Raw genomic sequence first — 24,330 nt, forward strand, 5'->3', positions numbered from 1 at the left:
AAAACTCCTATCCCAAAACCTCTCAAGTCATTTGATTTGGTTCTTCTAAGGGTCTGCCCTTAGGTATAGGTAGAATTGGACGACGGTCATTGTAAGGCATAGGAATGTACTGGACGCTGGGTCGGCCTCCTTGTGGCTGTGGGTACAAATCCATGAGATCATAAATAGAATGGGGCAGTCCGACTGTTACGGGCAGCCCCATTTCTGTTGCCTCTTCTATAGTGATGGGATAGTCGTGGGTGACGCGGCCGGTTGTCAAGGCTTCGATAATCGATTCGATATTTTCTGGCAGAACTTTTTGTTTGGGTATACTGTCTTTTAGCAGAGTCCGTACAAACCTCTGTACCTGCCCAATTGCTTTGCGTGAAAGGTCGGCCATAATTAGAGTTTGGTCATCAATCTCACTAATGGGTTTATCTTCGACTACTTTTAGAATACTTGCTGCTGGGTAGTTACCCAATTGAGGATCAACTGGCCCTAAGACAGCGTTAGCATCCATAATAATTTCATCAGAAGCGATCGCAAGCATTGTACCGCCACTCATGGCATAGTGGGGGACAAAGACTGTAACTTTTGCCTGGTGGCGAATTAATGCTCTGGCGATTTGTTCTGTAGCTAAAACCAAACCACCAGGAGTGTGCAAAATTAAGTCAATCGGCACATCTGGGGGTGTAAGGCGAATTGCTCGCAATATTTGTTCTGAGTCTTCGATAGTAATGTAGCGAGATAGGGGAATTCCCAAAAAGCTAAGGGACTCTTGGCGGTGAATCAGCAAAATTACCCGACTATTGCGTTCTTGCTGGAATTGTTGTAAAGCACGCAAGCGGCGATATTCTATTTGACGTTTTTGCCAAAGGGGTTGCAAAGAAGTCAGAAGCAGGAAAATCCAGAATAAATCACCAATACCAAAGCCCATAAATATTAATTCTTGTTCAAAAATAACGGTTGCCGTCATTATTGTGACAATTTTTGAGCGATCGCATTTCTATCTGTAGGTTTAAAACTATCGAACCACACTCAGCACAGAGAGATGTTAATTCAAAATTACGAATTACGAATTACGAATTACGAATTACGAATTACGAATTATCTATTATCCCCGTCGCCAAATCTTGATAGCGTCGTCATCGCCACCGCTAACTAGGGTTTGACCATCGGGACTGAAGGCGACGCATCTAACGTAATTGGAATGCCCTATAAGTGTGCTGATTTCTCTGCCACTGTGTACGTGCCACAGTTTAATAGTATTGTCCCAACTGCCACTAGCGAGAAATTGCCCATCATGGCTAAAGGCAACTGACCAAACTGAATCAGAATGACCAATGAGAGTACAAATTTCTTTGCCTGTATTTACATGCCACAGTTTAATTGTGTTGTCACCACTGCCACTGGCGATAATTTCCCCATCCTTGCTAAAGGCAATACCGTTGACGAAGAAGGAATGGCCTAATAATGTGCAAATGTTTCTGCCTGTGTATACTTGCCATAATTTGATGGTGTAATCAGCACTGCCACTAGCCACAAGCTGCCTATCCTTGCTATTCGTTGCAGGCGTTCTTGGAGAGTAAGCAACTGATGAAACTGAGTCAGAATGGCCTATGAGAGTTTGGGCTTCTATGCCTGTGTGTACTTGCCACAGTTTAATTGTGTTGTCAGCACTACCACTAGCCAGAAATTTGCTATCTGGACTAAAGGCAACGGAATTCACCCAATTAGTATGACCAGTAAGAGTACAAATTTCTTTTCCTGTGTTTACATCCCACAATTTGATGGTGTTATCCCAACTACCGCTAGCTAAGATTTCCCGGTTCTGGTTTGCAACTCCCGCAGATTTGCCAGACTCCCCTTGATAAGAAAGGTTTGGAGAGATTGGGCTAAAGGCGACGGAATGAACCATACTGGAATGACCAGAAGACCAACGACCCAGTTGACGCACTAGCTTGCCAGTACCCAGTTGCCAAAGTTTAATAGTATGGTCATTACTGCCGCTAGCAATCAATTGCCCGTCTGAGCTAATGGCGATCGCATGAACCATACTAGAATGACCTTTGAGGGTCTGTACACATTGCCACTTCTGTTGAGCTAATACAACAGGTGGAGGTGGTTTAAGTTTAGGCGTTATCACCAAGGTAGATGATATTGGTGCTATCTTATCGCCAGTATCAGGCCCCAATAAATCCAACCACTCCTGTACAGACTGGGGACGATAGGTTGACTCCAAATCCATGCCGCACATAATAGCCTGATTTACCCTGTCGCTGATCTTAGGATTAAAATATTGTGGTGGTTCTAAATTAATATTGTGACGTCTATCATCTGCACTCGTCGGTATAACTGCGGTAAGTAAATTATACAAAGTAGCAGCTAAGGCGTAGATATCAATATATTCTCCTCGTGGCGCTTCTGATTCATACTGTTCAGGTGGGGCAAAACCAGGAGTACGATATACTGTATGCCTTTGGATCATATTGGGAATAAATTCTCTAGCGATGCCAAAGTCTATCAGCACTGCTTCTGATTTATCAATGCGGATCATAATATTACGTGGTTTGAGATCCCGATGCAGCAGCCCTTTAGAGTGAATTAGCGTCAAAGCGTCCCCAATTTGCCTGATGTACAGTAGCGCTTCTGCTTCTGATAGCACCCCCATCCGTCTCAGGCGCTGTCCTAAGTCTTCGCCTTCGATGTACTCCATCACCATGCAGGGCAAATTTCCCTCATCAAAGATGGTTTCTATCTGTACTATATGAGGATGGTGACACACAGCCAGTCGAACTGCTTCATCACGGAAGTCTTGCCGTAACTTGTTTCGGTGGAGTATCCAGGCAGGGTGATTCAGGATTTCTTCTTTGAGGGTTTTAATCACTCGCAGTTGATTCCGTTGATTTCTGGCAAGATAAGTAATGCCAATTCCGCCTTCGCCTAGTTGGCTTTCAATAATGTAGCGTCCACCGAATAAAGACTTTCCTGCATTCCACACCATTAGTAATATTTGACAATTCCTGGTATTTATTTTGGCACGGTATTCAGTTCAGCCAACACGAATTTTTGGAAATTCAATTTTCATTAGTGTTGTAGCTTTTTGAATAAGTTACTTAGAGAACATTTTCATTAACCTCAATAATTACTAATATAGAGTTGGGTATACCCTAATAGTTTTAGCTAAACTATACCTTTACACCAAAATTTTATTTGATTGTTCATGCTAAAGCAAACGATGGCTTTAGCGATATTTGGTCATAATAATTTGACTTGTAGGTAATGTGAAATTATGCTAAAGAATCTGAACCTGAAACAAAAGTTTACAATTTTACTACTGGTAATTCTGACATTCGGTTTGACCTTGAGTGGATTTGCTCTTTCTTCTCTGCTTAGAGAGAATGCTAAACAAGATATTAGCTCAACAGGTCTTATGCTCATGCAAACCATGAGTTCTGTTCGTAAATACACCAATACTCAAGTTAATCCAGAGTTAGCTGATAAATTGGAAACTGAGTTTTTGCCGCAAAGTGTACCTGCATACTCAGCACGGGAGGTATTTGATATTTTACGTAAAACACCAGACTACCGTGACTTCTTTTATAAAGAAGCAACTCTCAATCCTACAAATCTTCGGGATAAGGCTGACGCTTTTGAGACGGAAATTGTAGATAAGTTCAGAAATAAATCAGACCTTAAAGAATTGAGTGGATTTCGCTCAATTCCTGGTGGCGATATCTTTTACATTGCTCGTCCGCTACCAATTTCTGAACAAAGCTGTTTGGTCTGTCATAGTGTACCCGAAGCTGCACCTCCAAGTATGATTAATCTTTATGGTACATCTAATGGATTTGGGTGGAAGCTGAATGAAATTGTCGGCGCTCAGATTATTACAGTACCAGCAAATAACGTCATCAACAAAGCCCATCAGTCTTCCTTACTAATTATTCTAATTGTATCAACTATTTTTATAGCTACTATCCTGTTAGTAAACTATTTCTTGAATCGACAAGTTGTTATGCCTCTCAAACGCATGACTCGCATCGCCGAAGAAGTTAGTACTGGACATATGGATGTTGAATTCGAGCAGATGTCTAATGATGAAATCGGTAATTTAGCTAAAGCCTTTAAACGGATGCAGTTAAGTTTAGAAATGGCAATGAAAAGAATCAAACGCACTCAGGGAGGTATTGGGGACTAAAATAATTCGTAATTCGTAATTCGTAATTCGTAATTCAGTTGTGCAACGTAGATTTAGACTCAACCACAAAACTGGCTGCGCTTATTTGCTCTTTACGAGAATAAGCTTTTTTTGAATTCAAAAGCTGCTTGAAAGTCAGGAATTTCCCTGGCTATGAGTTCAACAAATTGGTCAGGTGAAATGTAAGGATTTTCATCTAATATTTCTTCCATAACTAGATTTGCCATTGGCCCGATGTGGTAAGCTAACTCTTGCTGACAATGTTTGAGAAATGCTCGTTGGAGCGAAGGTTGCTGTTCTTTAATTCGCCCATTTTGCGGAATAGCCGGTGAAGTAGGTGAACTAAAAATTGTTTCTCCAGGTTGGTTGTATGACGGCGATATTGCCGACATAGCCTGAAATTCAGGATTAAATACGGTGGGGGGCAAATCATCAAGCATGATTGCAGGAGACATTACCACTTCTGGTTCTCCAATCCGCTCTAAATCTATAAGAACTTCCCTAGCTGTTTGGTATCGCTTGTTAGGTCTATCTGCCAACATTTGATCGAGTAGTTGAGCGAACCCATCAGTAACATAGGTATAATAACGCCAGTTCCATTCTAAGGAATATTGATCCATTAGTAAGGATGGATCTCTACCTGTAAGTAGTACAATAGCTGTTACCCCCAAAGCATAGAGGTCACTAGAGGGGGAACATAAACCCAAGCTAATCTGTTCGCGGGGAGCATACCCCACTTTGCCGACAAGGGACATTTTGCCAACAAAGGTCACCTGGCTGTTAGAACTTCTCCCTTCATTCATGTCAGCAATTTGCTTGCCTACACCGAAATCAATCAGCACTGGCAGATCCTTGCCATCAGGTAACATGATGTTATCAGGCGAAATATCTCTATGGATAATGTTGTGCTGGTGAACATATTCCAAAACAGGTAGCAGATTTTTTAGCCACTCTATAACTTCTTCTTGGGAAAAGTTTCTTCCTTGACGTTGAAGTTCTCCCAGCAGCCTAGAATATGTTTTACCGTCAACATACTCTTGTACTAGGAATAACCGACCATCTCCTTCAAAGCAAGCTAAAAACTTGGGAATTTGAGGATGTTGCAATTGATGAAGAATTTTTGCCTCTCTTTTAAATAAGTTGCGATATTGTTCCAGCCCACTCTCCCCTGTGCCAATGGGCGCAAACTCCTTGAGAACACAAGCTTCATTAAACCGACGAGTGTCAAATGCCAAGTAAGTTCGCCCCAATCCTCCCTGTCCTAGAAGTTTTTGGATAATATAGCGGTTATCGATTAGAGTTCCAGCAGCTATTTCTGGTCTTGTCATAGGGGACTGTGACATCTCATCGCACTCCTTGCGATTTTATGATTGATAGATTTTCTCATTTGCTGAAAGTCAGAAACTCTAGCTGATATTGGCTTATAACATCCCTAAAATTGAGATTAGCATCAGTGTCAAGACAAGGAAATACACTCTTCTACAATCTTTCTACGGTCTTGTGTGACCAAATAGACAATTTTTACCTGAGTAGTTCGATCATACTACTCATACTTACGTATTTTAGCAGCCGGAACATAATCAGTGTCTGCGGTAATCTCTGCGACTGCTCTGGACATCGCTTTTTAGATTCGCACCCTCACCACATCTTACCCCTAGTAACTCTATTGGCACTGAGCTTTCGTACACTAAGTTAAGGATATAGCGTGATATCATAGTTTCTCAGAAAAACTGAGGTTTGCTATAGACTTGCCGAAGAAATTATTATATGTATTTCAAGTGATGAATATGCGTTAGCGCAGCTCGTCGTAGACATCGCTCTCAAAAATTAATCTTTCTGAGAGCTAATATTGTTAAAAGATAGCTGCTTCGGCATCGGCTATCAAAGTTTTCAGTACAGGTGATTCCTCAAAATCAGAAAATTCTGCTGCGTATTAGAAAAGACTCCTGAAACTACAATAATTCATCTAGTTCATCAGGATTCACGCCTAACTGACGCAAACGTTCTGCTAATTGTTCTGCTTTTCGTTTGGCTTGAGCAGCTTCTTGTCTAGCTTCTGTAGCTTCTTGTTTCGCTTCTGTAGCTTCTTGTTCTGCAATAATAGCTCGTTCAGTTGCAGCAGCAGCTTCCTCTGTGGGTGCAGGAATTAATTCTCCCGCCAAAGTGAACCACCTTAACCATAACTTTTCAATATCTCGAAATGAACCTTGCCATAAGCCTAAACTTAAATCTATCTCTGGCATTAGTAGGTATCCATTAGTCAAGTTCATCGGTTCATAGTGACCGCCAACTAAGTGAAAAGCCCGAAGTTCATTAGTGTAGCGACTAAAAACAACATAGTAGGGAATCCGCAAAATTCGTTCATAAACTTCCCATTTGCTAGGAGGTTTATCTGCTGCACTTTCTCTTCTTGTACCTAAATCTTCGTCTTCCGTACCTGGAGATAATAACTCAACAACCACAAAGGGATTTGCTGGCTCTTGCCAAGTTACATAACTTAACCGTAAGTCCTGCCCTTTGTATAACTTTCCTACACCTACCACACCAAACCAATCTGGACGTTTATACCACAAAGGATGCTGTAAATCATAGTAGAGATTAAGATCAGCAGCACTGTAAACTAATTCTGAATTCCAGTTAATCGGCTGAAAAGTTAAGTATAAGAGTAAGGGTTGTAAAAAGTGGAAATCGTCTGGCAAGCCTGGTTCCTCTGGGTTGTCACTTGGTAAATCATACATCGTTGGTAGCGTTTCCCAAGGAGGAAGCGGCGGATCAGATTGAGGGATGTAATGGGGAGAAGAAGTCATAATAAAAATTGGGTTTGATATTTTTCGGCTATTACTTTTATGGCTCTACCGTACTGATTATGCTAAATTCACAGCTTCCAAAAGGGAATAGGGAATAGGTAACAGAAGCGAATAGATGTGTACTGAGTTTTTTCACGCAATCAAATAAGATTCCTATAGAAGTAATAATGTTATTCCACAACTAGCTGCGAAGTGCTAGCGCACCGCTCTGCTAACGCCAAATTTTGAGATTACCTCTGCTACTATTATCTCTAAATGTTCGGCTTCCTTGGGTCAAATGCCACTGGACTCTAATCGTGAAACTTGCTCAAGGTTGGTAATTAGCGAGATATCACTTATTTAAAGGTATAAAAAATTTTCTTAATTGCTTATAAATAACTATTACTTTCTAAATTACTTGGGGAATACTGAAATTTAGTACCATTAAGGGCGTATGAAAAATGGCAGATAATAAAGCCAGTGCAAAACTTTCCTCCGCAGACAGGGAAGCCGTGATGCAAGCTATTACTACTATCCGTGAAAAGTTACCGTTCTTGATTGATTTGACAACCGAGGAGCGTAAAGCTTTACCCAAGCTGGGGGATAAGAGTCGGGCGTTTGTGAGTAAGGCATTGGAAATCGGCACACAAAACCCTGACTTTTTACCTCGTTCTTTTGACTTGAATGATATGCGCCAAGATATCGAATTATTTGAAGCCCTGTATCCCATTTTGCTGTCGTTGACGCAACTGCAAGAACTGGTGGATGATACTTCTGTGGCTGTTGGTAGCGAAGCTTATGCGGCGGGTTTGATGATATATAACTATGCTAAAGCCAGTGGTAAAGGCTCTGGTTTAGAGTCAATGGTTGATGATTTAGGACGCAGATTTGCCCGGAAAGCTAAAAAAGTGCAACCACAAAGTTCATAAGTCGAGAAATTAACTCAACGCTTCTACCTAAAAACCTAAAATTTATAGCTCTGAGCTTGGGTATTTCAGTTTCAAGTGAAAAACTCCCAGTTCAGAGCTTAAATTTTGCTGTTGTCAGCGAGAACGTTCTTGTTTCAAATGAGAATATTTTCGTTTGAAGTGAGAATGTTTTGGTTTTAAACGAGAACTTTCCGGCTTCAAGTGAGAATGTTCTGGTTGAAAACGAGAAATTTCCGGTTTGAAGTGAGAATGTTTTCGTTTGAAGTTAAAAAGTTTGTGTTTAGAACTAAACAGTTGTAGATTAAAGAGCAATACGGTTTAGATAAGGAGAATCGTAGCGACTAAGTAAGTCGGGGATCTTCATGAGGAGGATGTAAGCTAGCTTTAACCCAAAAACCCCGCGCACTCTGAATGGAGTCATCTTCTGGATAGCGTTCGTCGTTAAGAGGCTGTTTGAAAAGTCCTTTTGTTAGTAGCAAAAAGTTTTAGATCCCCCTAAATCCCCCTTTTCAAGGGGGACTTTGATTCTAATTCCCCCCTTTTTAAGGGGGGCTAGGGGGGATCAACGAGTACTTAAAATCACAGCTAACCACTTTTCAAACAACCTCTAAGATCGAGTCGCTTGCAGGTTACTCTACCAATGGGGGTAACTCCGATAATTGTCCTACCATTTGCTGACCACAGAAAATGCTCTGACCAAATTTGTTGACGAGGATTAAATAGAGGTACTACTGCTTTAGTCTCTAAGTCATATCCCGCAACAAAGTTGTAGCGACGTTCATTACAACGACGACAAGCCAAGGCTAAATTATTAAGTTCATCAGAACCACCAATAGATTTTGGTATCAAATGGTCTACTGTAAATCTTGTTGTGGAAATGCGTTCTGGAGAATGGCAATACTCACACAGATAATTGGCGCGTTTCCGAACAATAGACCTCTTGCATAAGTGGAATAGACCCCCCTTAATCCCCCCTTATAAAGCAATACGCTTGGGTTAAGGATAATCGTAGGTTGGGTGGAACTTAAGTGTTACCCAACAAACCCGCGTCGTAGGTTGGGTTTCGTTCCTCCACCCAACCTACGCAGTTTATGGTTTTTGGCGCTAACTGAACTGTATTGCCTTATAAAGGGGGGAAACTTGAAATCTTGCTCCCTCCCCAATACATCGGGGAGGGTTGGGGAGGGGTGATTCAAGGATTTTTGCAAGAAGTCTAATTTCTTTAGTAGCATCATCAATCATTGTGTTGAGCTACCAGCATGGCATTGATATGGGTGAAAATTCTATCTAGTTCTCCAATTTCTTCAAGTGCGATAATTTCTTCTGGAGTTAGTAAATCAGCTTTTTTTCGTTCTAACAGTTCTTCCATCCGTGCTTGCAGTTCATCATTAAATTTGTTCAAAGTCAGCTATAGAAATTTGTACAGCAATAGGTTGCTGATTTTCATTCATGACGTAATTTTTAGTAATTTCTGGCATTTTTATGACATCTGATTGATTGCGAGTTCCACTTACTATTTTGATTTATTCACACTATAGTAATAGTTTAATTTCGGTCGATTCTCCTAACGCTTCATTGACTACGATTAACTTACCCTGTTCATCAGCACCTAATTGGTGGTTAGCATTGAGCAATTCAATTCCATAAATTGTGCCATCAGGAGCAATATCTACATTCATTTCGTCACTGACTTGAATTGTTTCTACTTGTGCAGTTTTTTCTTGGAGATAGATATAAGCTATGTTGGATCTTGGATCGTAAGTAAGTTTCATTGAAATTCTCCCTTTAAAAGTATTTGACGATAACTGTAATAACTAACCAATATTCTTCTTCTTGAACAGCTATTACTTCAACTTTTTTAGTAGTATAAAACTTTCCATTCCATTCAGCATTGGAGGGAAAGTTACATCTAAATCCAGTTCTACCAAATTGAGCAGGAAAAGTAACACCATGTTCGACTGTGGCAATAACTTCTGCTTCTGTTGCCCCACGTTCATTTAATCGTGCTTGTGCATGGGGATGCAACCTGACGTTCATATATGCTTTAATCTTAACTCCTACAAATTCTACATTTTAATCGACTTGCGTTATTAAACCGAAAATAAATTTCTAGGCAGTTTATGTTAATAGCGAAATACCTTGTCAAGTATTAATACTATTTAACGCTGTTATTGCCAGACTAGCTGTGTCGCCAAATTTTAATATTTCTGATGCTGGAATTAAGCTCTTTTGGCGATCGCAGCGTAAAATTTTGTAATCTAGCTGGTGCTGGCATTGGCAACTGTCCAGTCAGCAAAGCATACAACGTTGCAGCTAAGGCGTAAACATCTATATATTCCCCTCATTCAGTATCGGGGACATACTGCTCTGGTGGGGCATAACCGGGAGTGAGATTCTGAGTATGCTGCTGGACTCCACCAGGAATAAATTGTCTGGCAATACCAAAGTCAATTAAGACTGCTTCTGGTTTACACGCACGCATCATAATATTACTCGGCTTCAAATCCCGATGCAGCAAGCCTTTCTCATGAACCAATATCAAAGCATCGCCAATTTGCCTAATATATTGCAGTGCTTCGGCTTCTGGTAACACCCCTTTGTTGTTGGTGATTCGCTTCCCCAAATCTTCACCTTCGATGTACTCCATTGCCATGCAGGGAAAATTACCTTCATCAAAGACATTTTCTATCTGCACAATATGAGGATGGTGACACAAAGCCAGTCGCAAAGCCTCATCCCGGAAGTCTTGCCGTAACTTGTTGCAGTGCGGTATCCATTTAGGGTCATTAAAAAACTTGTCCAGAAGAGTTTTGATTACACGCAACTCATCGCTTTGGTTCCTGGCGAGATAGGTTATGCCTATGCCACCTTCACCCAATTTTCTCTCGATTATGTAGCGATCGCCAAATAACTCCTGCCCTGGATTCCACGCCATTGGTCAAAACCGTAGTTTTACTGATATTTTATTTTTGCACATCATAAATCTCAGTTTTTGGCAAAGGATATTTGAGGCAATTTTGATGCAGCCTACAATAAGCAGTGTATTCAATCGTAATCAACCTATGGCGATCGCATTTTTAGACTAAATGGGGCGACGCCGAATAGCCCGTCGTAGACATCGCTTTTGCTCGACAATATGATAGGGGAGCGTGATTAGCAAAAGCGAGAATAATTCATCTGGGGTATGTCAAACCTAAATTTACTTTAACGTTCCCAATCATCCGCCGCAGATAACCTTTCGGCGGTCGGATGCATTGGGGTTATGCGAGGTTTTTACGCAGTTGAGGCTAATATCTATGCCTCTTTTGATACAGCTACAGACTGTACACCTGTTTGGGATGATGTTTGTTGAATCAATCTTATCAATAGGCGCAGCCCTTCATTAACTGCCCCAGAATCTGGAAAAATTGCTGCTACATCGGGATCTAACTGGACAGTTAGGGTGGATCGTTTGCGCCCTTGACCCCGCGCTATAACTGGGAGTTGAGTAAAGTCGTATTCAGGACGTAAGTCATCATCCATTTCAAAGGTCTGACTCATAAGCTTTGCGTTCCTTACGGGTAGCTGGACGGGCACTAATTAAGCGCGTGGTGCCTGCACGGTCAGTATAAGCGACAACTAGTAATCGCCCTTTGGCTGATTCTCCCATAATAATGAAACGTTGCTCTTGAAGGGAGTGTTCTGGATCGGCAAAGGTTAAAAAGAGCGGATCGTCAAATACAGAAGTAGCTTCATCAAAAGAAACATTATGTTTGGCAAGGTTGCTTCTGGCTTTTTCTTCGTCCCAATCAAATACCATGTTCCTAATTTGCAACGACTTCTTTTCCCAAGCTAAACTTTATGCAATGCCGATGCAGCCTACAATAAGCAGTGTATTCAATCGTAATAAACTTATGGCGATCGCAGTTGTTAAACCCTCATTCTGGCTAGAGAATGGTGTTCTCATCGAAAAGGTCAATCATCTGAATTTATTTAAATTTACAGATGAATTACACGCTCGGATGCAAGAACTTGTAGATGGAAAAAATGCAGACTCTCTCACGCCAGAAGAAACGGCGGAATTGGAAGCGATCGGGGAATTAATCGTAATTGTTACTTACATGAATGGGATGATTGCTAATGAGGCACAAAAATCCCAAGAAACTGAGAGTTGGGAACAGAAAATAGATAAAAACTAAGAGACGTTGCATTGCAACGTCTCTACATATAGGTTATTGCATCAGAATTTGCCGGATTAAAATACTCATTACCTCATCTGAATTGCCTGTGAGTATCAGTGGACTCCATTCCCCGACGCTGGCGTACCCAATTACTTGCAAGTAGTGGATTGTACTGGTAACGGCTTTGGGTGAACCAATCAGTACATGCTTAACTGGTTTTCTTTGAGGAAATGGCTTTTGAGTTGGTTGATTGACGCTGGGTGTATCTAAATTTTCACTCAAGAACTGTTCTAACTTTGACTGGGCGGAATCTTCTGGTTGTGCCATGATGATAGTTAACTCCTGATAAGGGGGCCAGATAAGGGCGATCGCATTCATCTTTGCGGGATTGGGCGATCGCCTTTATCATGTTTGTATATTAATGTATAAAATTATACTTGTCAACTATAAAATCAAAAATTTTTATCAATAATTCCCAAATTTTAATGTCAATAAATTAGGCCAAATTCGAGTTATTTAAAATTTCATTGCTATAAAAAAATGCTAGATTTAGCAAATTTTTAACTAAACCTAGCAATCCTAAATTATTTACAAGAAATTTAATCTTCAGGTTCAATTCCCACAGCCCGCAATTGTGCCGCTAGTCGTTCGGCGCGTTGGCGTTCTTGTTCGGCGCGTTGGTGTTCCTGTTCGGTACGTTGGCGTTCCTGTTCGGCTAATTCTGTACCCCAAGGCAAAAGGTTTCCTTGTTCATCCCACTACCGTAACCACTTTCCTGCGCGATTTTCACGAGTACCTTGCCACACCCCAAGGTAAAGATTCATTTCCACTATCCAGTAGCGTTGATTTTCATCAGGCTCTTGCAGTACTGTTCTGTGTACTGCAAGCGATACATCTCGAAACTGCCGCTATCTGGCTCAAAGATAATGTAGTTTGGCACTTTTAAGATGCGCTCGTAGAAAAACCATTTTCCTGGGGGATATGTCGCTTTGATAGAATATTCTGTCTCCTGTGTATCGGAAATAAATTCCATCACAATTACGGGAATTTCACCTTGTAGTTGAGGGGTGTAACTGCGTGTTACTTCTTCTCTACTAACATTAATTTTGGCAATAAAAACCCAATCAGGGGCTTTAATGACCATTTTGTTGTTTAGGGTGGCACAAATGCCGTAATTAGTTGTTGTTAGGGTGTTAGCTAAAATTTTTCCGGCTAATTGTAGGCTTTCTGTAAGTGCAGCAGCTAAGGCTGGTTGGTTGATGTTGTCTACTGGGTCATCTGGCAGTTTATAATCATCGGGTAGTTTTTCCCAAGTGATTTGGTAGTCTTGGGTGAAGGCTGTCATGGTGGATTGTCCTTTGGTGTGTAAAAGTGACCGGGGACTGGGGATTGGGGATTAGGGACTGAGTTTTTACTCGTAAAAATTATGGAATTTGCTTTGAACCCTGCGAAAATTTGGAACAATTTCCCAGTACCCAGCAGTTACTCTTCTTCATCGGGTTCTAAATCGTCTGCTGTCAATTCCTGATGGGGGATGGCGGCGATAATCGCATCTATTACTTTAGATACTGGTAATATCTCAATATTTAAGTCGGGAAATTTTGTCCCTTTTGGCACGATCGCTCGTTTAAATCCCAACTTAGCAGCTTCTTTCAACCGCAGTTCCATTTGGGAAACCGATCGCACTTGTCCGCCTAACCCAACTTCACCGATTAATACTGTACCGGGATCGACTATGCGATCGCGGAAACTCGCTACAATTGCGATCGCAATTCCCAAATCTACCGCAGGTTCTTCCACATTCAACCCACCCGCAGAAGCAACGTAGGAATCCAATTTCGACATGGGAATTCCCACCCGTTTTTCTAAGACGGCAAGAATTTGCACCAAGCGGTTGTAATCTACGCCAGTACCAGCACGACGGGGTGAGGGATAGCTGGTGGGACTCACCAAAGCTTGCAATTCTACAACTATCGGGCGAGTCCCTTCGCAAGCAACGACAATGGCAGTACCGGGGGCCGGATCGTCACGGTTGCCTAAAAATAGCTCTGAGGGGTTGGCAACTTCCCGCAGTCCATCTGTCACCATTTCAAAGATGCCGATTTCGTGAGTTGCACCGAAGCGGTTTTTCACTGTCCGTAATAGCCGATGAGAGGCAAAGCGATCGCCTTCAAAATACAACACCGTATCTACTAAATGTTCTAAAACTTTCGGCCCTGCGATCGCTCCTTCTTTGGTAACGTGTCCCACAATCAGCATAGTGACATCTTCGTGCTTCGCCACCTTCATCAATGCTGCTGTACATTCCCGTACCTGAGCTACTGAACCTGGTGCAGAAGTCAGCGCTGGAAAAAACACCGTTTGGATACTATCAATCACCGCCACGTTTGGCTTGAGAGAGTCTATTTCCCGTAAAATTTCTTCTAAATCTGTTTCTGGCAGTACATATAAATCTGCACCTATACTGTCAGGGTCTATTGGAAGTGTCGCATCTAGCACCACAGTGGTATTCTCATCATTAACCACATTTAGGCTTTTTGATACTCCCAAACGAGAAGCGCGTAATTTTACCTGCTGTCCCGATTCTTCACCAGTTACGTAAAGAATGCGATATTTCTGTGCTAATTGATTAGATACTTGCAACAATAAAGTCGATTTCCCAATACCCGGATCGCCGCCAATCAGCACCATAGAGCCAGGGACAACCCCGCCCCCAAGCACTCGATCCAATTCTCCATAACCAGACTCCCATCGGGCAATTTGGCGATCGGTAATTTGGTTAAATGTTAAAGAGGCTCGCGCTTTAGCTGGTTTAGCGTGAGATTTGCCATTAGTTTGAGTTGATTGCCAACCACTCACTCCCCCCCGGCTGGGTACATCTACTGAGGATTGAATAGAAATTTGTTCTTCTAGAGAGTTGTAAGTGCCACAAGCTGGACATTTACCAAACCATTGGGGCGATTCTGCTCCACATTCATTACACACAAAAAAGGTTTTTGGCTTTGGCATTCTTAAATCTTATTAAATAATCTTAATATTTACTTAATTCTTGAAAAAAACTAAAAACCAATAATAGTAGTATTTAGAGCTTTTTCCAAATCAATTGATGGAATGATATCTTAATATTATGGTATTAAAAATTAATCATGTAAATTTTTAGTGAAGGAGCGTTGAGAAACTTGGAAAGCCATAAAGAAAAAATCTTGGTGGTAGATGACGAAGCCAGCATTCGCCGGATTTTGGAAACGCGCCTTTCAATGATTGGCTACGATGTAGTGACGGCTGGCGACGGGGAAGAAGCATTAGATATTTTTCGCAAAACTGATCCTGACCTGGTAGTTTTGGATGTAATGATGCCAAAGCTAGACGGCTATGGTGTATGTCAAGAATTACGAAAAGAATCAGATGTCCCCATTATTATGCTAACAGCCTTGGGGGATGTGGCCGATCGCATCACCGGTCTAGAATTGGGTGCTGATGACTACGTAGTTAAACCATTTTCCCCCAAAGAGCTAGAAGCTAGAATTCGCTCAGTGTTGCGGCGAGTAGACAAAAACGGTGCTTCTGGCATTCCCAGTTCTGGGGTAATCCATGTCGCTAACATTAAAATCGATACCAATAAGCGACAAGTCTACAAAGGCGATGAGCGGATTCGATTGACGGGTATGGAGTTCAGCTTACTAGAGTTGTTAGTCAGTCGCTCTGGAGAAGCTTTTTCTCGTTCAGAAATTCTGCAGGAAGTTTGGGGTTACACACCAGAGCGCCATGTTGATACCCGCGTAGTGGATGTCCATATATCCCGTTTACGGGCAAAGTTAGAAGATGATCCTAGCAACCCAGAATTGATTCTTACAGCACGAGGTACTGGTTATCTTTTCCAGCGAATTATTGAACCAGGGGAGGAGTGAGGAGATGAGGCAGGGGGCAGGGGGCAGGGGGCAGGGGGCAGGAGGCAGGGGGCAGGGGGCAGGAGGCAGGGGAAGCAGGGGAGGATGAGGGAGATGAGGGAGACTAGGCAAATAATCAATGCCCTATTCCCTATTCCCTATTCCCTATTCCCTATTCCCTATTCCCAATGACTAATGACTAATGACTAATGACTAATGACTAATGACTAATAAAGTTTTGCAGCGTCTACCCATTGTCGTGGGTGGGCTAGGCGCTGTACTTTTGCTGATTAACCGTTTATTAACACCGGAATTAACCCAGTCTCAATCGCGTGGTGATGTGGTGGGCGTGATTTTGAGTGCGGTGTTAATTTTGACGGGTTTAATTTGGCAGCAAGTTCAGCCGCGATCGCCTGATACTGTAGAACTAATTGGTGAAGTTGGTTTTGTACTAGCAGCAGATTTACCTGAAGCCGTGAAAACAGAGCTAGCCTGGGCATCTCATTTATTGTTGACTAATACAGTAACGCGATCGCTGGTGGTTTATTATCAAGGTAAAGTTTTGTTGCGTCGCGGGATTCTAGGTACTAAATCTGAAGTTGTACTAGGAGTAATCTTAAAACAGGTACTCGAAAAACAAAAGCCGATTTATCTAGTTGCGCTAAAAGTATATCCAGGTAGATTTGAATTTGATTATTTACCAGAAAATACTCAAGGTGTAATTTGTCAACCTATTGGTAACCAAGGCGCTCTAATTTTGGGCGCGAATGCTCCTCGCAGTTACACCAAACAAGATGAAAACTGGATTGCCGGAATTGCTGATAAATTAGCCGTTACTCTTAGCTCGACTTTATAGTGGTTCCCAGATGCATGAAGTACACATCAAAACCTCACTATATTAGGAAACGCTATATAGTTAATTACGAATTACGAATTACGAATTACGAATTATTAAGTCACCAAGAAGTCAAAAAATTCCACCCTTCTTTTTCTTCGGGTGTATTTACTTCTTTTTCTGCTGCTTCTTCCGGTGTCTTTAAATTTTTCAGTTGAATTATATTTTCATATTCTCCTGAATCAACCCATTTCAATAACTCGCCAGCCCGCATAACTACCCACGAAAGCCCAAGTTCTGTATAGCTTAATATTTTGGTGACCTTATCAACAGTGTCAAAGTTATTGGATGCAAACTCACGGGCTTGGACAACGAAATCTTCAATTACAGCAGTAGTCAAATACTCATCTGGCAAACCTGCGAGTTTCATCAGTGTAGTAGTTGCTACGTCGATATCCTGACAAGCAAGCATTGCAGCCCGATCGGCAGTGAACCTAGCCATCATTCGCCAATTATACAAACCCAGTTCCATTCCGCTAGCTACCAAGCCACCAACCCCCAGTGTGGTACTGTTCAACAAATTTTTCAAACTTGGCATAACAATTGCCATTTGGTGATAAACCATGTGCTGACTCTTGATGCGAGCGACTTCGTGTCCGAAAACGTAAAGCAACTCATCTGCGCCAAGCCACTCCATTGCATCTAAATTTATACCGATAAGGGGTTTTTCTACGCCAACAATGTAGGTTTGAATATGACCTGTACCTCGAAACAGATACAGTTCAGGAAGTGGAGCAACATCAAGAATTTGGCAGGTTTCTACAAATGCTTCATGCAATTGGGGAAAATTACGGGATGAAATTCTGATTTCACTACCAAGGCTTTGTAGTCTGAGTAAGCGATCGATGCCGTATTCATTAATTTTTTTGAGTAGCAGCGAGACACCGGGCATATTTTGCAAAGAAGCCAAGGCTTTGCGATCAAAAGGGTGTTCGTAGGCTGCTGAACTCAGTCCAGTTAAAATTTTTCTCGTCATGGGTTTTGAGCTTTATCTTGGAGTGTTTGGGAAGTTTAGTTACTCAGTACGAACGGCTTGTACCTTCATTACGCCTGTGGTTAAGGGTTTGGGATTCATGAATTGCCCCAGAGCGCGTCTACTTTTGCGTAAGTCCTAAATATAGATCGCATCTGGAGAGCAAATTAATTAGTCCCCACAACCGACAATTACCAAGACGAGCCAAGAGCGATCTAGAGGGAGATTTTACCAGATTGAACCAGTAAATCATATTTAGTTCAGGTTGAAAGTCTTAAGTATTTATCACCATCTTACCCAGATACAATATGCAGTAGGGGCGTACAGCTTGCTGTGCGCCCCTACTACTGGGAAATTTAGAAAATTACAATTCTATCTATGCAAATTATTTATTGGCTATTACTTGCTGTAATGCTTGTGGGTATCATTGGTGCTGTAGTTCCTGCCATTCCTGGTAGCAGCTTAATTTTAATTGCAATTATCGTCTGGGGAATCGTTAGTAGTTCCTTTGCAGCTATCAAGATTCCCCTAATTGTGACAGTTATAGTTTTGCTGCTCAGTGTTGGAGTGGATTTTTTAGCTAGTTATGTGGGAGCAAAACAAGCTGGAGCTAGCAAGTGGGGGCAAATTGGCGCAATTGTCGGTTTGGTGGTGGGATTTTTGGGATTATTGCCAACGTTGCCTTTTGGTGGCCCACTATTAGGAATTTTACTAGGCCCGCTTTTGGGAGCAATTATCGGTGAGTATCTTTACCGACGTGAATTCGGGTTAGCGGTTAAGGCGGGTATAGGAATTGTAGTCGGCTCTTTGGTTGGAAATTTGATTCAAGGGTTGTTAGCGATCGCAGCCGTTGTAGTTTTCGTTGTGACAACTTGGCCACAAGTATTTGGCTCTTAGCATTTCAAAGGTCTGACACATTTGATAAGAGTAATAAATAGCTAGCAGTTAGCTACTTATTACAAACATTCAATTTGATAACAAAGACTATCCATAGTAAACAAATACAGTGGTTCCTCCCATTTATTCTACGAGAGGAACCGTTTCACTAAATATTTGTAACTAAAGAGATTATAGATAGACTGTATACTCCATTTATTTAAAATATGCTTGAGTAATTATAAGTATATTAGGACTTACGCACAGGTAACGGAAAATCGAACCACAGAGATACAGAGAAGCCAGTGCGCCCTTGCGGTTAAGAGACTTGTTCGCGCAGCGTCTCCCCTTGGGAGAAGCAACTGGCGCGACACGGAGAAATAAGAGTTTGAGAGGTATTTTGCGTAAGTCCTGTATATATATGGTTGAGTAATTATAGGTATATAAAATTACTATTTTGTTGATACTATGTAAACAGCCTTTCTTAAAGTCAGAGGTATTGCTAACAATCTAAACCTTACGGAGGCTGAAATCTACGAAGCGCACATATATAAGAAATTAAAATTTCATGAAGCATAGTAATGCCTTAAAGATGTGATGAAGACCACTCAGTAAATATTGCAGGCTCTAAGTCTATGTGATTTTATGGAGATCAGAAATACATCACGCAAATTTTGCTTTCACTGACAGTATTTTTCATAAATTACTGAGATTAAAAGTAAAGCAATTGCTCTGATTTAAGGTTATTACTAGGAGCCTAAAACGATAATGATTAATTTTAAATCTAGATTACTAAATGTAACTCTAGCCGTTACTGCTGCCATCCCCTTAGCTACTGCTGGGATGTTTACCTCTGCTGGTTCTGCACAAGCTGCTGCACTCAAAGGTGGTTTTAATTACGGTGGTGCTGGGTTTCCTGAAACTACGGTTACAGTGTCAAAAACATCCTTACAATTTGATTCTAGCCCTGCTTTAGCCTCATTAGGATTACGAAGTGGAGATTTTACAGCATTCAACGCAGCTAGCATATTTAACGTTACTACTAACCCTTTGGCAGCTGGTTCTCTTTTTCTTGACTTAGGTGTATTTGCAACCCCTGGTACTCTCACAGATGGAGCAAATACATTTAGTTTGACATCTTTCGATACACCGACATTCTCTATACAGAATGCAGGAACAAATGTAAGAGTGAATTACCTTGGATTCTTTGATGATGGATCTGGTAACAAAACGAATGCAGAAGGATACATCACTTTTGTTACTCAAGATACTGATGCAGAAGGAACTTACAATAGTGGTAAAACGTTTAATGCAACCTTTGAAGGTCTTGCGGTAAGTACAGTTCCCGAACCAGCCGTATTATTAGGCTTGGGTGCAGTAGGTGCAGTAATGGCTATGTCTCGCCGCCGCAAAAGTTTCGTTCAATAGACCTAATTCTGAATATAAAAAAGTTACTTTTAGCAACTAAAAGTAACTCTAATTTATCAATTCGATTTGGTTGGAATGCAAAATTTTTCCAACCAAGTCGAATTTTTTCTTTTGTCACACAAATCTATTTATTGGTGAATTTTTTAATCTGAGATAGACTTAAACTGACTGCAAAGATTGTTTCGCTTCATTGGCGATCGCATCTACTTCATCATCAGCCAGAGTTTCTAATATAGATTTGGCTTCTGCACTACCCAAACGATCCAAGGCTTGTACAACTCTGTAACGAATTTGCCAATCTGGATTGGTAGCATAGGGAGCCAACAAAGGAACTGCTTGTAAATCTCCCAAGTCACCCAAAGAACTAATAGCAGCAGTTTGGACTAATTCGTTTTCTGATGAAAGCGCCTCTTTGAGTAGTTCAAAGGCTCGTGGATCGCCTAACTCTCCTAATGTGGCGATAATACTGAATTGTATTAACCATTCATCGGTTGTATGGTAAAGGTGCTGCAAGTCTTCAAAAGCTTCACGTAACTTCAAAGCGCCCAAACAGTCTGCTGCTGCTGCTTGTACATCTACTTCGGAGTCATGAAGCAAGCGATCGCGCAAGATATCTAAGGATAACTGTAAATCTTGTGTTCCGAGTGTATCCATTTGACTCACTGCCGAGTAACGCACACGGGAATTGCTATCGCCAATAGCACTTTGAATTAATTCAAAGCCGATCGCAGGTTCCAGTTGGCGGATTTGATTTACTGCGCGTAAGCGATCGCCTAAATTCTCAGAACTGAGCAATTCCTTAACAGACTCCGGAGTAATACTCATTTAGTTATCCTTGATTTTCATAGGTGTAAAAAACAGTCATTAGTCAACAGTCAAAAAACTCTGGACAAATGACAAATGACAAATGACAAATGACTAATCTTGACTTGCTGCCATTGCCCGAATAATATCACCACGAGTGAGGATACCAATTACTTGATCCGTGTCGTCAAGTACTGGCAATCGGTGAACGCTGCGATCGTGCATGATTGTAGCGGCTTCCCTTAAAGTTTTATCAGGGGAAATAGCGATCGGGTTTTTACTCATTACCTCCCCAACGGTTTGCCCTAAAGCCTTGTGCAAGTCACGTTCATAAGTAGCAGGATTTTTTAAATAGATAACGCTATCAAGAAACATGATGTACGCAGGTGGAGTAACACCAGTTTCTTGCCACATCAAATCGGTTTCTGATATAATACCCACCAATTTACCGACATCATCCACAACAGGTAGTCCGCTGATGTGCCGTTCTGCGAGAATTTGGATAGCTTCATTCAGTTGAGTTTCCACGCGGACGACAATTGGATCGCGGCTCATCACATCGGCAACGGTTTTAGGCATTTATTTATTGACACCTTTAATCAAAGTCCCTCCGCTTATTGTAGAAAATTGCGGGACTCAAGCTGATGCAATTAATAGATTGTTACGGTATTGGGCATTGAAAAGAGGAGGCAGAAGGTAGAAGTTCTTTAATTTTGAATTTTGAATTGATTTTTTCTTCATCCTTCCCTGTTTCCCCTACTCCCTACTCCCTACTCCCCATCCCTTTTAAAGCAGCAATAATTTGAATATTTGCTTTAGGAAAAGTAAACTCCTCCAGTTCTTCCAACGTTACCCAGCGAATTTCATCGGATTCCAAAGGTTGGGGAACACCTGTAACATGGCGGCAGTGATGTACTGTGAGGGTAACGCGCAAGTCTGTATAGGTATGGTCAATAGTAATCAGATGCTCTCCTACTTCAATTACTATTCCCAGTTCTTCGGAAATTTCTCGTTGAATACACTCGCTGATAGTTTCACCAGGCTCAATTTTACCACCAGGAAATTCCCACAAACCACCCATTGCTCCTTCTGGACGACGGCGATCAATTAAAATTTGCTCTTGGTTGTTCCAAATTACTGCAACACCAATGATTTTATGGGGTGGGAGAGAGTTGGTTTTACTCATAGTTTATGGGGAGATGGGCAGAGTTGAAGGAGGCAGGTGGTCGCCGAGCGCAGTCGAGGTGAGCCAGGAGCCAGGAGGAGCAATTCACTTATAGGATTCGACCCCTTGATTCAAAGTCCCCTCTTGACTCATAATAAAACTCGGCAGATTAGTGTGAACTCTGCCGAGTTTGAATTTATTGCGAATAAGATTTATCGCCGTTAGTTTACCCACGCGTGTGTATTAATCATTTAGAGATACGCCTCTAGTTGAACTGATTACCAAACTAAATAAGTTCATAGAGAACCACATTCCAAACCTCTGCACTCCTAGTAGGCGGTTCGGCAAAGCGCCTATGCGTTTAAATTTCAATCTTAATTTGTCACTGTTTTGGATATTTTAAAAATATTTAACTGATGTATGATTGGGAATTAGGGGCAAAGATTTCGCAGAGGCTTATTTTAAATTTGTATCGCCATGACTGTGACTAGCTATAAACCCAACAACAATATTGAATTTACCATTACATTTCTAGTCAATTTCGCTGCTATTGGTTTCAGATCCTTGTAGGGCGATTTCAAAATCCATTCTCTGTTCAGCGTTACGCAAGAAATAACCACTAATCATAGCAGAAGCAAGAAGCCGACCTAGACTTTCTCGACTGGTAGTTACAGTAACGCCAAAGTTTTCTGAAGGTAGATTACCCAATAGTCCTGTAATATTCCGTTCCATTACCTGAAAAACTTCGGCAGACGTGGGTTTAGATAGTTGGGTAACTGTTTCCGGACTCAAGGATTTAACATACTGCCATAGTAAATCGCTAGTTTCTGATTCGCTATTGAAAAATTCTGAGACACGATTGGATGGGTTATTCATTATTTTAGCTCCTTAACTACCACTGCTAGCTGCGGTGCTTGTGATTTGAATATTAAATGTCTGTTTTGGATTAGACTTAGCTAGCTATTTCGTCTTCCTGTCAACTAATGTAACAAGCTAGCTTCAGAGTGGAAGTAGGCGTAACCGTACCAAAGTCAGCGTATTTTCTCACCCATTGGTCATTCGTCCTTTGTAAATAACTCATAACAAAGGACTGATGATTAATGACTAATGACTAACTTGCCAAATATTCACCCATGTTGGCTTTAGATTTGCGAAGTTTGGTTAAAGCTTCCCGCTCAATTTGCCGGACTCGTTCTCGGCTGATGTTCAGGATTTCACCAATTCTAGCCAGCGTCAGGGCTTGCCCATCAGTTAAGCCAAAGCGCAACGTGATCACTTCCTTCTGTTGTGGCGTGAGGTCACCCATCAGGCGATCTAAGTCATAAGATAGGGAAGATTGCATGACAAACTCTTCTGGAGATGCTCCTGGATCTTCCAGCATTTCTCCAAGTTCGGTGTCGTAATTATCACCCAGCCGCAAATCCAAGGAAAGGGGCAAACGTGCCTTTTCTAGATACTCTCGCACTTGTTTGGGGGTCAATTCTAATTCTTCAGCTAGCTCACCAGCTGTCGGAGCGCGTCCCAACTTTTGAGACAATTGGCGCTGTGCCTTTTTAATCTTATTTAATTTTTCAGTGATATGGATAGGCAGCCGAATGGTGCGGGCTTTTTCGGCTATAGCACGAGTAATAGCTTGCCGAATCCACCAATAGGCATAGGTAGAAAATCTATACCCTTTGGTAGGGTCAAACTTTTCTACGCCCCGTTGCATACCAATACTACCTTCTTGGATCAAGTCCAGTAAATCAACGTTGCGCTTTATGTACTTTTTGGCAACGGAGACTACCAGCCGCAAATTGGCTTCTACCATCTTACGCTTGGCAATCTCACCATCAGCGATCGCTTCGTTCAACTCTGCTGGTTCTAGCTTTGTCGCTTTGGCCCACTCTTCTAAAGTCGGTTGACGACCTAACTGGGTGGCAAGAGATTCTCTTGATTCGTGCAAAGTGCAGGAACGTTGCACCTGTTTACCATAGAAAATCTCTTCCTCGTGTGTTAAGAGTGGCACACGGCCAATCTCACGCAGGTAAGTCCGCACGAGGTCTGTGGCTGTCTGAGCGGTCTTCATGGCGCTACTCTTTGGTAATGATGGGTTTGGCGGTAGGGTCATTAAGGGATAGATGCTTTTTTAGGGTGCTACCCAGTCAGACTGGGAACCTATGTTATGGTTTGCAACTTACGCATCCGAGAAACTCGGCTGCTCATAATAATCAAATTTAGGCTTCTTAACTGCTAAAAGTTACAGCT

Annotated in this window: 27 protein-coding genes and 2 pseudogenes; 7 read left to right on the forward strand and 22 right to left on the reverse strand. The window is 41.7% G+C overall.

Translation table 11 applies throughout. From position 1 onward, the window contains the following. Positions 1 to 22: 22 nt before the first annotated feature. Positions 23 to 916 carry an SDH family Clp fold serine proteinase gene (locus LC653_RS00335; RefSeq protein ID WP_229492317.1) on the reverse strand — a complete coding sequence of 298 codons (894 nt, stop codon included), beginning with the start codon at positions 914 to 916 and terminating at the stop codon, positions 23 to 25. Between the two features lie 177 nt (positions 917 to 1,093). Beyond that, positions 1,094 to 2,983: a serine/threonine-protein kinase gene (locus LC653_RS00340; protein WP_229492079.1), complete on the reverse strand. Its 1,890-nt coding sequence runs from the start codon at positions 2,981 to 2,983 to the stop codon at positions 1,094 to 1,096. 288 nt (positions 2,984 to 3,271) lie between these two features. On the opposite strand from LC653_RS00340, the gene LC653_RS00345 reads away from it, so the two are divergent. Then, complete coding sequence (locus tag LC653_RS00345; protein WP_229492080.1) at positions 3,272 to 4,180, forward strand: c-type heme family protein; 909 nt, start codon at positions 3,272 to 3,274, stop codon at positions 4,178 to 4,180. A 92-nt stretch (positions 4,181 to 4,272) separates the two neighbouring features. Here LC653_RS00345 and LC653_RS00350 read toward each other — a convergent pair whose 3' ends face one another. Both LC653_RS00350 and LC653_RS00355 read right to left on the reverse strand, forming a co-directional pair. Continuing rightward, positions 4,273 to 5,523, reverse strand: a complete 1,251-nt coding sequence (locus LC653_RS00350; RefSeq protein WP_229492081.1) for a serine/threonine-protein kinase — start codon at positions 5,521 to 5,523, stop codon at positions 4,273 to 4,275. Positions 5,524 to 6,132: 609 nt separating this feature from the next. Then, complete coding sequence (locus LC653_RS00355) at positions 6,133 to 6,987, reverse strand: Uma2 family endonuclease (protein ID WP_229492082.1); 855 nt, start codon at positions 6,985 to 6,987, stop codon at positions 6,133 to 6,135. A 440-nt stretch (positions 6,988 to 7,427) separates the two neighbouring features. Between LC653_RS00355 and LC653_RS00360 the strand changes: the two genes are divergently transcribed. Continuing rightward, positions 7,428 to 7,895 carry a hypothetical protein gene (locus LC653_RS00360; protein ID WP_229492083.1) on the forward strand — a complete coding sequence of 156 codons (468 nt, stop codon included), beginning with the start codon at positions 7,428 to 7,430 and terminating at the stop codon, positions 7,893 to 7,895. A gap of 341 nt (positions 7,896 to 8,236) precedes the next feature. Here the strand turns inward: LC653_RS00360 and LC653_RS00365 are convergent, their stop codons facing one another. From LC653_RS00365 to LC653_RS00400, 9 genes and pseudogenes are all read right to left on the reverse strand, one after another. Continuing rightward, a complete protein-coding gene (locus LC653_RS00365) occupies positions 8,237 to 8,374 on the reverse strand; it encodes a hypothetical protein (protein ID WP_229492084.1) in 138 nt (45 codons plus the stop codon). 106 nt (positions 8,375 to 8,480) lie between these two features. Further along, positions 8,481 to 8,864 (reverse strand): HNH endonuclease, encoded by a 384-nt coding sequence (locus LC653_RS00370; protein WP_308188997.1) that lies wholly within the window; start codon positions 8,862 to 8,864, stop codon positions 8,481 to 8,483. A 265-nt stretch (positions 8,865 to 9,129) separates the two neighbouring features. Beyond that, positions 9,130 to 9,297, reverse strand: coding sequence for a hypothetical protein (locus tag LC653_RS00375; protein ID WP_229492330.1), 168 nt, complete (start codon positions 9,295 to 9,297; stop codon positions 9,130 to 9,132). Beyond that, entirely contained in the window at positions 9,284 to 9,373 is a 90-nt protein-coding gene (locus LC653_RS47830; protein WP_443689648.1) for a RelB antitoxin-like protein, read from the reverse strand. The genes LC653_RS00375 and LC653_RS47830 overlap by 14 nt, the downstream gene beginning before the upstream one ends. 54 nt (positions 9,374 to 9,427) lie before the next feature. Beyond that, complete coding sequence (locus tag LC653_RS00380) at positions 9,428 to 9,667, reverse strand: DUF2283 domain-containing protein (protein ID WP_229492085.1); 240 nt, start codon at positions 9,665 to 9,667, stop codon at positions 9,428 to 9,430. A gap of 13 nt (positions 9,668 to 9,680) precedes the next feature. Next, positions 9,681 to 9,932, reverse strand: coding sequence for a DUF4258 domain-containing protein (locus LC653_RS00385; protein ID WP_229492086.1), 252 nt, complete (start codon positions 9,930 to 9,932; stop codon positions 9,681 to 9,683). Between the two features lie 172 nt (positions 9,933 to 10,104). Next, positions 10,105 to 10,830 (reverse strand): annotated as a pseudogene (locus LC653_RS00390) (serine/threonine protein kinase); the annotation flags it as partial. A 359-nt stretch (positions 10,831 to 11,189) separates the two neighbouring features. Continuing rightward, positions 11,190 to 11,435 carry a hypothetical protein gene (locus LC653_RS00395; RefSeq protein WP_229492087.1) on the reverse strand — a complete coding sequence of 82 codons (246 nt, stop codon included), beginning with the start codon at positions 11,433 to 11,435 and terminating at the stop codon, positions 11,190 to 11,192. Then, positions 11,419 to 11,694: a BrnT family toxin gene (locus LC653_RS00400; protein WP_099102209.1), complete on the reverse strand. Its 276-nt coding sequence runs from the start codon at positions 11,692 to 11,694 to the stop codon at positions 11,419 to 11,421. Before LC653_RS00400 ends, LC653_RS00395 begins: the two co-directional genes overlap by 17 nt. Before the next feature lie 52 nt (positions 11,695 to 11,746). Here LC653_RS00400 and LC653_RS00405 point away from each other — a divergent pair, with 52 nt between their 5' ends. Continuing rightward, a complete protein-coding gene (locus tag LC653_RS00405) occupies positions 11,747 to 12,073 on the forward strand; it encodes a hypothetical protein (protein WP_308188980.1) in 327 nt (108 codons plus the stop codon). A gap of 33 nt (positions 12,074 to 12,106) precedes the next feature. On the opposite strand, the gene LC653_RS00410 is transcribed toward LC653_RS00405, so the two are convergent. The 3 genes and pseudogenes from LC653_RS00410 to radA all read right to left on the reverse strand — a co-directional run bounded on the left by LC653_RS00410 (position 12,107) and on the right by radA (position 15,064). Continuing rightward, on the reverse strand, positions 12,107 to 12,382 hold the full coding sequence (locus tag LC653_RS00410) for a hypothetical protein (protein ID WP_229492088.1): 276 nt from the start codon (positions 12,380 to 12,382) through the stop codon (positions 12,107 to 12,109). Positions 12,383 to 12,654: 272 nt separating this feature from the next. Further along, positions 12,655 to 13,400: pseudogene (locus LC653_RS00415) on the reverse strand (Uma2 family endonuclease). Between the two features lie 137 nt (positions 13,401 to 13,537). Further along, positions 13,538 to 15,064: a DNA repair protein RadA gene (gene radA / locus LC653_RS00420; RefSeq protein ID WP_229492089.1), complete on the reverse strand. Its 1,527-nt coding sequence runs from the start codon at positions 15,062 to 15,064 to the stop codon at positions 13,538 to 13,540. Positions 15,065 to 15,234: 170 nt separating this feature from the next. Between radA and rpaB the strand changes: the two genes are divergently transcribed. Continuing rightward, positions 15,235 to 15,963, forward strand: coding sequence for a response regulator transcription factor RpaB (gene rpaB, locus LC653_RS00425; protein ID WP_100898636.1), 729 nt, complete (start codon positions 15,235 to 15,237; stop codon positions 15,961 to 15,963). Positions 15,964 to 16,165: 202 nt separating this feature from the next. Continuing rightward, a complete protein-coding gene (locus tag LC653_RS00430) occupies positions 16,166 to 16,798 on the forward strand; it encodes a cofactor assembly of complex C subunit B (RefSeq protein ID WP_229492090.1) in 633 nt (210 codons plus the stop codon). 100 nt (positions 16,799 to 16,898) lie between these two features. Here LC653_RS00430 and LC653_RS00435 read toward each other — a convergent pair whose 3' ends face one another. Further along, a complete protein-coding gene (locus tag LC653_RS00435; RefSeq protein WP_229492091.1) occupies positions 16,899 to 17,813 on the reverse strand; it encodes a M48 family metallopeptidase in 915 nt (304 codons plus the stop codon). 375 nt (positions 17,814 to 18,188) lie between these two features. On the opposite strand from LC653_RS00435, the gene LC653_RS00440 reads away from it, so the two are divergent. Both LC653_RS00440 and LC653_RS00445 read left to right on the forward strand, forming a co-directional pair. Beyond that, a complete protein-coding gene (locus tag LC653_RS00440) occupies positions 18,189 to 18,707 on the forward strand; it encodes a DUF456 domain-containing protein (RefSeq protein ID WP_229492092.1) in 519 nt (172 codons plus the stop codon). A gap of 747 nt (positions 18,708 to 19,454) precedes the next feature. Further along, entirely contained in the window at positions 19,455 to 20,114 is a 660-nt protein-coding gene (locus LC653_RS00445) for a PEP-CTERM sorting domain-containing protein (protein ID WP_229492093.1), read from the forward strand. 159 nt (positions 20,115 to 20,273) lie between these two features. On the opposite strand, the gene nblB is transcribed toward LC653_RS00445, so the two are convergent. The 5 genes from nblB to LC653_RS00470 form a co-directional block, all read right to left on the reverse strand. Beyond that, a complete protein-coding gene (gene nblB / locus LC653_RS00450; protein ID WP_229492094.1) occupies positions 20,274 to 20,939 on the reverse strand; it encodes a phycobilisome degradation protein NblB in 666 nt (221 codons plus the stop codon). 93 nt (positions 20,940 to 21,032) lie between these two features. After that, positions 21,033 to 21,497 (reverse strand): CBS domain-containing protein, encoded by a 465-nt coding sequence (locus LC653_RS00455; protein ID WP_229492095.1) that lies wholly within the window; start codon positions 21,495 to 21,497, stop codon positions 21,033 to 21,035. Between the two features lie 184 nt (positions 21,498 to 21,681). After that, complete coding sequence (mutT, locus tag LC653_RS00460) at positions 21,682 to 22,104, reverse strand: 8-oxo-dGTP diphosphatase MutT (protein WP_229492096.1); 423 nt, start codon at positions 22,102 to 22,104, stop codon at positions 21,682 to 21,684. A gap of 510 nt (positions 22,105 to 22,614) precedes the next feature. Continuing rightward, on the reverse strand, positions 22,615 to 22,959 hold the full coding sequence (locus LC653_RS00465; RefSeq protein WP_229492097.1) for a DUF760 domain-containing protein: 345 nt from the start codon (positions 22,957 to 22,959) through the stop codon (positions 22,615 to 22,617). A gap of 235 nt (positions 22,960 to 23,194) precedes the next feature. Continuing rightward, positions 23,195 to 24,151: an RNA polymerase sigma factor, RpoD/SigA family gene (locus LC653_RS00470; RefSeq protein ID WP_109009939.1), complete on the reverse strand. Its 957-nt coding sequence runs from the start codon at positions 24,149 to 24,151 to the stop codon at positions 23,195 to 23,197. Positions 24,152 to 24,330 lie beyond the last annotated feature (179 nt).

Origin of the sequence: Nostoc mirabile CHAB5784, from assembly GCF_020829645.1 — a bacterium.
Taxonomy (GTDB): domain Bacteria; phylum Cyanobacteriota; class Cyanobacteriia; order Cyanobacteriales; family Nostocaceae; genus Nostoc; species Nostoc mirabile.